General features: G+C 71.1%; 9 protein-coding genes. 1 reads left to right on the top strand and 8 read right to left on the bottom strand.

What is annotated here, in order from left to right:
* Positions 1-133: 133 nt before the first annotated feature.
* Complete coding sequence (locus tag ABD194_RS00875) at positions 134-1,159, bottom strand: molybdopterin-dependent oxidoreductase (protein WP_343986080.1); 1,026 nt, start codon at positions 1,157-1,159, stop codon at positions 134-136.
* A 154-nt stretch (positions 1,160-1,313) separates the two neighbouring features.
* Between ABD194_RS00875 and ABD194_RS00880 the strand changes: the two genes are divergently transcribed.
* A complete protein-coding gene (locus tag ABD194_RS00880) occupies positions 1,314-1,664 on the top strand; it encodes a nitroreductase/quinone reductase family protein (RefSeq protein ID WP_343988139.1) in 351 nt (116 codons plus the stop codon).
* A 116-nt stretch (positions 1,665-1,780) separates the two neighbouring features.
* On the opposite strand, the gene ABD194_RS00885 is transcribed toward ABD194_RS00880, so the two are convergent.
* The 7 genes from ABD194_RS00885 to ABD194_RS00915 form a co-directional block, all read right to left on the bottom strand.
* Positions 1,781-2,752 (bottom strand): transketolase family protein, encoded by a 972-nt coding sequence (locus tag ABD194_RS00885; RefSeq protein WP_343986083.1) that lies wholly within the window; start codon positions 2,750-2,752, stop codon positions 1,781-1,783.
* Positions 2,749-3,666, bottom strand: coding sequence for a transketolase (locus ABD194_RS00890; RefSeq protein ID WP_343986086.1), 918 nt, complete (start codon positions 3,664-3,666; stop codon positions 2,749-2,751). Before ABD194_RS00890 ends, ABD194_RS00885 begins: the two co-directional genes overlap by 4 nt.
* Positions 3,663-4,655, bottom strand: coding sequence for a sugar phosphate isomerase/epimerase family protein (locus tag ABD194_RS00895; protein ID WP_343986089.1), 993 nt, complete (start codon positions 4,653-4,655; stop codon positions 3,663-3,665). The genes ABD194_RS00890 and ABD194_RS00895 overlap by 4 nt, the downstream gene beginning before the upstream one ends.
* Positions 4,652-6,211 (bottom strand): FGGY-family carbohydrate kinase, encoded by a 1,560-nt coding sequence (locus ABD194_RS00900; protein WP_343986093.1) that lies wholly within the window; start codon positions 6,209-6,211, stop codon positions 4,652-4,654. Before ABD194_RS00900 ends, ABD194_RS00895 begins: the two co-directional genes overlap by 4 nt.
* Before the next feature lie 190 nt (positions 6,212-6,401).
* Complete coding sequence (locus ABD194_RS00905) at positions 6,402-7,409, bottom strand: sugar-binding transcriptional regulator (RefSeq protein ID WP_343986096.1); 1,008 nt, start codon at positions 7,407-7,409, stop codon at positions 6,402-6,404.
* A gap of 395 nt (positions 7,410-7,804) precedes the next feature.
* The gene (locus tag ABD194_RS00910) at positions 7,805-8,776 is read right to left on the bottom strand and encodes a TerC/Alx family metal homeostasis membrane protein (protein ID WP_343986100.1); all 972 of its coding nucleotides are present in this window, start codon (positions 8,774-8,776) and stop codon (positions 7,805-7,807) included.
* A gap of 232 nt (positions 8,777-9,008) precedes the next feature.
* On the bottom strand, positions 9,009-10,139 hold a 1,131-nt coding region (locus ABD194_RS00915), incomplete at its 5' end, for an ROK family transcriptional regulator (protein WP_343986103.1).

Here is a 10,139-nt window from a genome sequence, read left to right on the forward strand (position 1 = left end):
AGCTCACGGCTTGTACCTCCGGCTTCGAGAGTGCGCGGCGTCCCGCGGCGATGCCGTATGCCGTATGCCGTGTGACGCAGGGGGCGCGCCCGCTTGCTTCGGTACTCCGGTCCCATGGATTGGCGCACGGCTCTCACTGCAGGGGGAACGGCGGTTGCAGCCACCATGGTCGCGCGTCGACGCGTATCTGGTCGACCCACTTGACCCACCAGAAGCCACGGCGTCCGGGGGCCACGAGCCGGACCGGGGAGCCGTGCCCGGGGAGGAGCGGCTTGCCGCCGACATGGGTGGCGAGCAGCAGGCCAGGGGCTGCTTCGGCGGGAAAGTGCATGGTGTAGCCGGTCACCGACCGCACCGCGATCGATCCCTGGCGCGGCACGCCCAGGACGGTGTCGATCCTCACTCCGCGCCAGCTCTGTTCGGTCCACCAGCCGCCGGTGCAGTCGAGCACCGCCGACTGGACCGCATCACCCATCGCCAGCAGGTCGCCGTACGAGAGCCGGAGAGCCGACCCGTCGGCTCGCGTCACCTCGAGCCGGTAGGCGGCCAGGTCGACGCCTGGCACACCGTCGGTGAACCACTGCGTCACCGGCATCGAGGTGGGGTCGCCGGACCCCACCTCGTAGGACCCGGTCTCGCGACGCCGTGCAGCGGGAAACCCGGCGAGGGACGTGACGGACGCCTGGACCGCATACGCCAGCGCTGCCACGGCTGCCAGGCCGGCGGTCCTCAACAGGGTCCGTCGGGAGAGGTCCGTCCGCCGGGGCCGCTGCCGCCGACGGATCACATGGGCGGCAGCGAGCGGCACGGCGATGACCGCGGCTGCCACGTGCACGGCGAGCGCGTTGACCCCGGCGACCTCGAACCGACCGATGCCGGCATGCGCGATCCCGGCAACGAGGCTGACCGCGAGGACGACGGCGAACGCGACGCCGATCGCGTGCGTGCCCCCGGTCCGTAGACCACGCCTGACGATCACGGTCTTCCACGGCGCCAGCACCAGGATGCCGAGGCCGAGGATGCCGTGGGCGACGGTGACGGCCCTCGACCAGGACGGCCCCCCGACCCCGAACGCCACCCAGCCGGTCACGAATGAGCCCACCAGGAGCACGAGGAGAGCGAGGTTGGTCCGCCGGCCGGGCCGGCGAGGTGCCGCCATCAACCCAGTGTGCGCCGCTCGGCCGAGCCGACGACGCAGCTGCACGTCGGGTGCAGCCTCGACCCGTGTTCACCCGTGGACCACTCACGCCCTCAGGGCTGGGTAGCCTTCCACCGCGGACGTCGCGGCGCTGCCCCCCACCGGCACGTGCCAGCTGAGCACGCTCGGGCGCCGCAGCGGCAGCGTCAGACGGGTTGAGATCTGGTACGTCGTCGTGGACGGACGCATCGTCGTGACAGGGACGCCCGGTGCACGGCACTGGCTGGCCAACCTGCGCGAGCACGCCGGGGCGGTGCTGCACCTGCGTGAGCCGGTGCAGCACCTCGAGGTCCTGGCGGAAGAGGTGACAGATGCGGCCACCCGGCGACGTATCGCCGAGCAGGCGTGGCGTGTCCAGCCGTGGTACGCAACCCAGGGGTACTCCGTCGAGGACTGGGTGAGTGGATCACCGATGGTGTTGCTGACGCCCCACTTCGGCGACGAGGCCGCGCGCCCCGTCCGGTGACCGGGACGGCGCCACGCCGGCCAGTGGCCTGAGGGCTGACGAAGCCGGGCCGCTGCCCCACCCTCACGTTGGGGGGCACCGGCCCGGCGGCTCGTTCAGCGGCTGCCCGGAACGCTTCAGCGGCTCTGGAGGAGCTCCTGCGCTGCTGCGGCGATGCCGTCCGCGCTGATCCGGAAGTGGTCCATCAGCCACTCGACCGAGCCGGTGGGTGCGAACGTGTCGGGCACCCCGACGAAGCGCAGCAGCGTCGGGCGACGCGTCGACAGGTACTCGGCCACGGCACCGCCGAGTCCCGAGGTGAGCGCCTCCTCGACGGTGACGATGCCGGCCGTCTCCTCGGCGGCGGCCAGGAGGGCCTCGCCGTCGAGCGGCTTGATCGTCGGCATCGCGAGGACCCGGGCATCGACGTCCTGCGCCTCGAGCAGCGTCGCCGCGTCCAGGGCCCGGGGGACGGCGGTGCCGGTGGCCACGATCGTGACGTCACCGCCCGCGCGCAGCTGCACCGCGCGGCCGGGCTGGAACTCGTAGCCCTCGGGCATGACGTCCGGGACACCCATCCGGCTGACGCGGATGAAGACGGGGGAGCCGGCGCCGGCGGCCCAGCGGACGGCCTGGGCCGTCTCGGTCGGGTCGGTCGGCACGATGACGGTCAGGCCCGGGATCGTGCGCAGCCAGGCGAGGTCCTCGATGGAGTGGTGCGTCGGGCCGAGCTCGCCGTAGGCCATGCCCGGGCTCTGCCCGATGAGCACGAGGTGGTGCCGCGAGTAGGCGGCGTCGACCTTGATCTGCTCCATCGCGCGCGCGGTGAGGAAGCACGCGGCTGCCGACACGAACGGCACCTTGCCGCCGTTGGCCAGACCGGCACCGACGCCGACCATGTCCTGCTCGGCGATGCCGACGTTGACGAGGCGCTCGGGGAAGCGCTCCTGGAACGGGGCGAGCTTGCTCGAGCCGACCGAGTCGTTGACGACGGCGACGATGCGCTCGTCGGTCTCGGCGAGCTCGACGAGGGCGGCGACCCAGGCGTCACGGCAGTCGTGCAGGGGCGCGGGAGCCGTGGCCGTCGTCGGCGCGGTGGTGGCGGTCATGAGTGCTCCAGCTCGGTGAGGGCCTGGGTCACCTGGTCGGCCGAGGGGACCTTGTGGTGCCAGGCGACGTTGTCGGACATGAAGGAGATCGGGTGGCCCTTCATCGTGTGGGCGATGACGGCCGTCGGCTTCCCTGACGCCGCAGGGACGTTCGCGAAGACGTCGAGCAGGGCCCCGTGGTCGTGGCCGTCCACTTCGACGACCTCCAGGCCGAACGCGGCCAGCTTGTCGGCCAGCGGCTCGAGGTCGTTGGTGTCGGCGACCCGTGCGCCCTGCTGGAGCCGGTTGCGGTCGACGACGACGCACAGGTGCGAGAGGCGGTGGTTGCCGGCCGTCATGAGCGCCTCCCAGTTCGAGCCCTCCTGGAGCTCGCCGTCGCCGACGACGACGAAGGTGCGCCGCGCTGAACCGTCGAGCTTGCCGGCGAACGCCGTGCCGACCGCGATCGGCAGGCCGTGCCCGAGAGGCCCGGTGCTGGCCTCGACGGCGGCGATCTTCGTGCGGGCGGGATGGCCGTTGAGCTGCGACTGGGGCTTCATGAACGTCTCGAGCTGCGACGGCTCGAGGAAGCCCGCCATGGCCAGCGTCGTGTAGAGCGCGGCAGCGGCATGTCCCTTGGACAGGATGAAGCGGTCGCGCTCGGGGTCGTCGAGCTGGTCCGGCGAGACGTTCATGGCGTGCAGGTACAGGGTGACGAGAACGTCGATGACGGAGAACTCGCCACCGATGTGCCCGAGCCCCGCGGCGCGCACCATCTCGATGTCGCGGCGCCGGACGAGCCGGGCCGCCTCGGCCAGGTGGGCCACGGCCTGTTCGCGCGTCGCGTCCGCGGGCACCCGCCCGAGGACGGTCAGCGTGTCGTGGGGCACGGCCTCGGCGTCGACGTGCGGGACGAGGTCCTCGGTCGTGCTCATGCCTCGTCCCTGATGTTCGCGAAGAGGACGTCCTGGACCAGCCTCTGCGCGCCGAGCGCGTCCTGACGGGCCTGGGCGGCCTTGAGTGCCTCGATGTCGAGCTGCTCGAGGGAACGCCAGATCGCCTTGAGGAAGCGGATCGAGAGCTTGGCCGCCTCGACGGTGTCCTCTCGGAACGGGAACTGGTCGAGCTGCCAGACGCCTTCCCAGCCGTTGATCTTCAGGGTGTAGAAGTACTCGAACAGCTCGATCGGGTGCACCGTGCCGACGACCATGTCGTCGTCCCAGCTGCGCAGGTTGTCGTTGACGTCCATGGCCCAGAGCAGGTCGTGGTCGATGAGCAGCTGAGCTGCGGCAGCGGGGGACTCGCCGCCGAAGAGGGCGTGGCCGAAGTCGAGGAGCACGCCGACGTTGTCGACGCCCATGGCCTTGATGCCGAGCGCCGTCTTGGCGGCGGAGTCCCAGAACATCTTGTTGCGCGGCTCTCGCGGCTTGTACTCGATGACGATCTTGATGTCGGGGTTGGCCTGTGCCAGCTCGCGCATGCCGGAGACGGCCAGCTCCCACTGCTCGTGGTGGTTGACCTGCAGGGGGTAGTCCCAGCCGTCCTGCCCCGGCCACACCTTGAGGTACTTCGCCTCGAGGGCCCGCACGACGTCGGCGGCCTCGTTGAGCGCGGCGAGTGCGGCAGCGCGCACCTCCGGGTCGGGGTTGGTGAAGGCGCCCTTGCTGAAGCGACGCATGTAGATCTCCGGCGTGACGCCGATGGCCTGCAGGCCGTTGTCGGCCAACGCCTGCTTGACGTCGTCGACCGAGACGCCCTCGGAGAAGGGATAGGGCACGTCGACGTAGGACAGCTCACCGACCGAGCCGGCTCGCGCGATCTGCTCCAAGGTGGAGACCTCGGGGGCGTAGCCGTCCGTGGCGTACCGGTCGACGTACGACGCGAAGTGCCACAGGCCCGCACCGAAGGGTGGGTAGTCGGTCATGGGTCGTTCCTCTCGATGGTCTCGTCGCGCAGCGTTGGATCCGTTTGCGACACAGTGAGTCCGCGTGAGCGGGCGATGGCTTGCCTCCAGCTGCGGCGAGCGGCGCCCGCATCGCTGGACGTCGGAGGATGGGGTGCGACTCGGTGACCGGGCTCGGCCGGCGGCGTCGCGACGCCGAGGTGCTCGGCAGCCAGTCGGGCAGCCCCGAGCGCCGACGCCGCGGGGCTGCTCGCCACCTCGAGAGGCCGGCCGAGCAGGTCCGCCTGGACCTGCATGAGCAGCCCCGAGGCCGTGGCGCCGCCGTCGGCGTGGAGGGTGTCGATGCGCGCCGAGCCGTCCGACTCCATGGCCTCCACGACGTCGGTGACCTGGTGGGCCACGGCCTCGAGCGCGGCCCGGGCCAGGTGCCCGCGGGTCGTGCCCCCGGAGACGCCGACGAGGACACCGACGGCCGAGCGGTCCCAGTACGGGGCGCCGAGGCCGGAGAAGGCCGGCACGAAGCAGACTCCGCCACTGTCGGGCACCTCGCCGGCGAGTGCAGTCAGGTGCGCGCCGCCCGCGGTCCCCTCCGGGACGCCCAGCGTGGAGGCCATCCAGTCCAGCGCCGAGCCGGACGCGACGATGTTGCCCTCGCGGGCGTAGGTCGGTGCGCCGCCGACGTGCCAGGCGACCGTCGTGGCGATGCCGTGCGGTCCGGCGCTCGGGTCCTTGGTGGGGCTCATGACCGAGGTGCCCGTGCCGTAGGTGGCCTTGCCGGTGCCGGGCGTCGTGCAGCCGTGGTGGTAGAGCGCGGCGTGCGAGTCGGCGAGCACCGCGAGCACCGGGACGCCGGCCGGAAGCCGGCCGTGCCGCGTCGACGTGACGCCGAAGGACGCGTCGGACGGGCGGGGCTCGGGCAGGCGGGCGGCGTCGATCCCGAACAGTGACAGCAGGTCGTCGTGCCAGGCCAGGCTGGCGAGGTCGAGCAGCAGCGTGCGCGAGGCGTTGCCGAGCTCGGTGACGTGCTGGCCGGTGAGCCGCCACACGAGCCAGGCATCGACGGTGCCCACTGCGACGTCGGTCGGGTCGGCGCCCCCGGCGACAGCGGCGTCGATGCTCGTGCGGAACTTCGGAGCCGAGAACATCGGGTCGAGTGAGAGGCCGGTGCGCTGGCGAATGGTCTGTGCCGCAGAGGGTTCGCGCTCGAGGAGGTCGGCGCACCAGGCGGTCGTGCGGGCGTCCTGCCAGCCGAGGGCGGGTCCGAGCGCACGGCCGGTGCTCCGGCTCCAGCACACGACGGTCTCGCGCTGGTTGGAGATGCCGATTCCGACCACGCGTGCCTCGGGCTGCTGCTCGAGGCAACCGTCGACGGCGGCCATCGTCGCGGTCCAGAGTCGCTCGGCGTCCTGCTCCACCCAGCCCGGTGCGGGGAAGGCGATGCTCGTGGGCGCCGACGCCTCGGCGAGGACCAGGCCGGTCGACGCGTCGAGCAGCATCGCCTTGGTGTTCGTCGTGCCCTGGTCGATGGCGAGCAGCGCTCCGTCGCGCAGCGGGCGGGCGATCCCCGATCTCGTCATCGAATATCCATTCGCTAGTGAATGAAGACAATGTCACAGTAGAGGCGGCCGGCGGTGGCTGTCAACGGAATCCACGTGGGCCGGCGCGCTCGCGCCGATCAACCGATGGCCTGTGGGCATGACGGACAGCGCCGGCTCCCGGCGAGGCGGGGGAGCCGTCGCTGTGCGGTCCGTGGTGTGGCGTGAGCCGTCAGCGAGCGGCGTCGCGGAGGTACGCCGCCGTGGCGCTGTCGGTGACGAGGGTGTTGATCCAGCCCCCGAGCAGGGCGGCACGGATGGCCTCGTGCTTGCGGCGCCCGCCCGCGACGCCGATGCGCCGAGGAATGGCGAGGAGGGCGGCGTTGTCGATCCCCAGGATGCGGTTGTCGAGGTGGCTCTTGACCGGCTTGCCCTCGGCGTCGAAGTAGCGCATGCAGACGTCGCCCACCGCGCCGGCCTCCCGGAGCCGCTCCTCGTCCTCGGTGCTGACGGCGTTGCCGCTGGCGCGCAGGAGCGCCGACGGAAGGAGGCTGCCGATGCCCGCCAGCAGGACGGTGAGCTCGGGGAAGGCGTCGATCGCCTGGGCGATGCTGTCCTCCTTGAGGAGAGCGCGGCGTGTGGCGTCGGAGGTGACGAGCCCGGGCGCGGGCAGGTAGGTGGCCTTGGCGCCGGTGACCTGCACGAGGCGCCCGACGAGATGCGTGGCCCTGGCCTGCGCGGAGGGCTGGCCGAGGCCACCGAGCACCTGGACCACCGACTCGCACTCGTGGCTGTTGCGTGGTCGCATCGAGTCGACGGTGGCCAGCAGCGTCGAGCTCCACGACGACACCCCGATGCGCTCTCCACCGGTCAGGGTCGTCTCCAGGTAGAAGGCCGCGGCCGCGCCGAGAGCAGGGGCGATGACGAACTCGTCGTCCTCCTCGCCGGTGTCGGCCACGACGACCTCCTGCAGGCCGTACCGCTGCTCGACCTCGTCCTCGATCTCGGCGAAGACGCCACGCGGCGCCACGACGGTCGTGCGCACGATGCCGGTCGCGACGGCCTTCTTGAGCAGGCGCGACACCCGTGGCTGCGAGATGTTCAGGCGCTTGGCGATCTCCGGCTGGCGGACCCCCTGCTCGTGGTACAGGCGGGCCACCTTCGTCATGAGGCGGGTGTCCTCGGACGTCGTGAAGACGCCCGCCGCCGCGTCGCCGGCCTCCATCGGGTTGACCATCATGCCTCCGGACCTACGGGACGGGACGCCGGAGATTGTCGCACGGGCGTGCGGCGCCGACCTCCGGCTTCAGGGGCAGTGTCGGCCGACGAGGCCGATGCCCGTTGTTGACCTCTTGACACGTACGTCTCCTTTGACGGGATTCGCTCGTCCTCACGATTCAACGACGAATATACATTCAGCAGCAGGTGTGCGGGAGGCCCAGAGAAATTCCGGCAGAGCTTCCCGCCGCGGCCTTCGCACCATCACTGCAGGCGTCGCAGGACCCCGACAGGGTTTCGTCGAGGTCCTGCTTCAGTCGTCCACGCCGACGCGGTGGGGGAGGAGTCAACCGGCCCAGGGACGGGCCGCGCGCGGGCGATGCCTCCCATCGCTACGGGGACGCCACGTCACCGAGCTCACGAAGTGGCGCGCTGGTCGAGCCAGTTCTTGCCGAGGCTCGCCAGCGACGCCGCAACCAGCACCGTCACGATGAAGCCGAGCGAGGTGGCGATGCCGATCTGTGGCAGGGGAACGGAACCCAGGTGGTCGATGTGGGAGCCGTGCAGGGCCTCGACGATCAGCTTGATCCCGATGAAGGCCAGGATGGCCGAGAGCCCGACGTTGAGGTAGATGAGCCGCTCGAGCAGGCCACCCACGAGGAAGTACAGCTGCCGCAGGCCCATCAGTGCGAAGGCATTGGCAGTCAGGATCACGAACGCGTCCTGCGTCAGCCCGAAGATCGCGGGGATGGAGTCGAGGGCGAAGACGACGTTGGCCAGGGCGATCGCCGACACGGCGATCACCAGGGGCGTCCAGTGGCGTCGCCCGTCCTGGCGGAGGCTGAGTCGGTCGCCGTGGTAGCTCAGGGTCATGGGGAGGACGCGACGCATTGCCTTGAGCACCCGGTACTCGCCGAACTCGGGCTCGTCCTGCTCACGCAGCAGGCTCACCGCGGTGTAGATGAGCAGGATCCCGAACAGGTAGAACGTCCAGGACGCAGCCGCGATGAGCGCCGCGCCGGCGAAGATGAAGACCGCGCGCAGGACCATGGAGATGACGATCCCGAGGTAGAGCACCTTGTCCTGCGCGAAGGAGGGAACGGCGAACTTGGTCATGATGATGACGAACACGAAGAGGTTGTCGACCGACAGGCTGTACTCCGTGATGTACCCGGAGAAGAACTCCGCGCCGGAACGCCCACCCACGGTCAACGACAGCAAGAGGCCGAACGCCAGGGCCAGGCAGACGTAGAAGGTCACCCACCTGACCGACTGGCTCATCGTGACCTCGCCGCCGCGACGAGCGATGACGCGCAGGTCGACGTAGACCACGACGGCAAGGAGCGCGAGGGTGGCGACCCAGACGTAGAGGGGGACGGTGCTGATCATGCGAACCTCCGGAGGCAGGTGACATCTCCGGAGGTCTCCTCCGCCGACGAGGTCGGCCCCGGACACCGGAACAGCGCGGCTGTTCGTGATGACGACGTCCGGATTAGGGAGTACTCCCCTCCATCGGAGGGCACGTTATCGTCTCCGTCTCCCCGACTCGCCGGAGTGTCCGGATCATGGCTCGTCCGGAACCGCGCTCACTCGTCAGCAGTCGGCCGGCGGCGACGTGCGGTCAGGAGGCGGGCTGCGCGACGGAGCGGGCGACCGCGCGGTCCACCCGGTCGGCGGTCAGCGCGTGCTGGATGACCATGGTGGCTGCGCCGATGACGCCGGCCTGCGTGCCGGTGGTGGCAGGGACGATCTGCAACGCGCCGGTGGCCAGGGGTAGTGAGCGGCCGTAGACCACCTCGCGGACGCCGGCGATGAGGCTCTCGCCGGCTTCGGAGAGCGTGCCGCCGATGACGATGACCGACGGGTTGAGCAGGCTCACGCAGGTGGCGAGGACCTCCCCGATGGTGCGCCCGGCCTGGCGCACGGCGAGTGCAGCCGGGATGTTGCCGCTCCGGACGAGGCCGACGATGTCGGCGTTCGACTCGGCGACGACCTCGACCTGCTCGAGGGCCCTGGAGATCGCCGGCCCGCTGGCGACGGCCTCGAGGCAGCCGACGTTGCCGCAGGAGCAGAGGACGTCGGGCGCGTGCGGTGCGGCGACGTGGCCGAGGTCACCGGCGGCGCCGACGGCGCCGCGGTGCAGCCGGCCTCCACTGATGATGCCTGCTCCGATGCCGGTGGCCACCTTGACGAAGAGGAGGTGCTCGACGTCGGGGTGGGCCGTGGCGTGCTCGCCCAAAGCCATGATGTTCACGTCGTTGTCGACGAGGACCAGCACGTCGAAGTCGCGCCGCATGTGGCCCGGCACGTCGTAGCCGTCCCAGCCCGGCATGATCGGGGGCCGCATGGGGCGCCCGCTCGAGTGCTCGACCGGGCCCGGTACCCCGATGCCGATGCCGATGAGGTCGCGCGCATCGCGACCCGCCTCCTCGAGCAGCCGTCGCGTCGCGGCGATCACCCAGTCGAGGACGACTTCCGGGCCGTCCGTGATGTCCAGAGTCTCGCCGATCTCGCAGAGCGGACGACCGGTCAGGTCGGTGAGGGCGACCCGGCCGTGGGTGGCGCCGATGTCGGCACCCACGACCACCCGCGCCTCGGGGTTGAAGGCGAACCGCACCGGAGGCCGGCCTCCCGTGCTGGCGGCCTCACCGCTCGGCGCGAGCAGGCCGGTGGCGAGGAGCGCGTCCACGCGGGCCCCCACGGTGGAGCGGGCGAGGCCGGTCAGCTTGGCGAGCTCGGCGCGCGTTCGCGG

The sequence above is a fragment of the Terrabacter terrae genome, assembly GCF_039529575.1.
In the GTDB taxonomy this organism is placed as follows: domain Bacteria; phylum Actinomycetota; class Actinomycetes; order Actinomycetales; family Dermatophilaceae; genus Terrabacter; species Terrabacter terrae.

Excerpts from the sequence above, each read along its gene's own strand:
- ABD194_RS00875 (WP_343986080.1), bottom strand. The coding sequence starts at position 1,159 with ATGGCGGCACCTCGCCGGCCCGGCCGGCGGACCAACCTCGCTCTCCTC.
- ABD194_RS00885 (WP_343986083.1), bottom strand. The coding sequence starts at position 2,752 with ATGACCGCCACCACCGCGCCGACGACGGCCACGGCTCCCGCGCCCCTG.
- ABD194_RS00890 (WP_343986086.1), bottom strand. The coding sequence starts at position 3,666 with ATGAGCACGACCGAGGACCTCGTCCCGCACGTCGACGCCGAGGCCGTG.
- ABD194_RS00895 (WP_343986089.1), bottom strand. The coding sequence starts at position 4,655 with ATGACCGACTACCCACCCTTCGGTGCGGGCCTGTGGCACTTCGCGTCG.
- ABD194_RS00900 (WP_343986093.1), bottom strand. The coding sequence starts at position 6,211 with ATGACGAGATCGGGGATCGCCCGCCCGCTGCGCGACGGAGCGCTGCTC.
- ABD194_RS00905 (WP_343986096.1), bottom strand. The coding sequence starts at position 7,409 with ATGATGGTCAACCCGATGGAGGCCGGCGACGCGGCGGCGGGCGTCTTC.
- ABD194_RS00910 (WP_343986100.1), bottom strand. The coding sequence starts at position 8,776 with ATGATCAGCACCGTCCCCCTCTACGTCTGGGTCGCCACCCTCGCGCTC.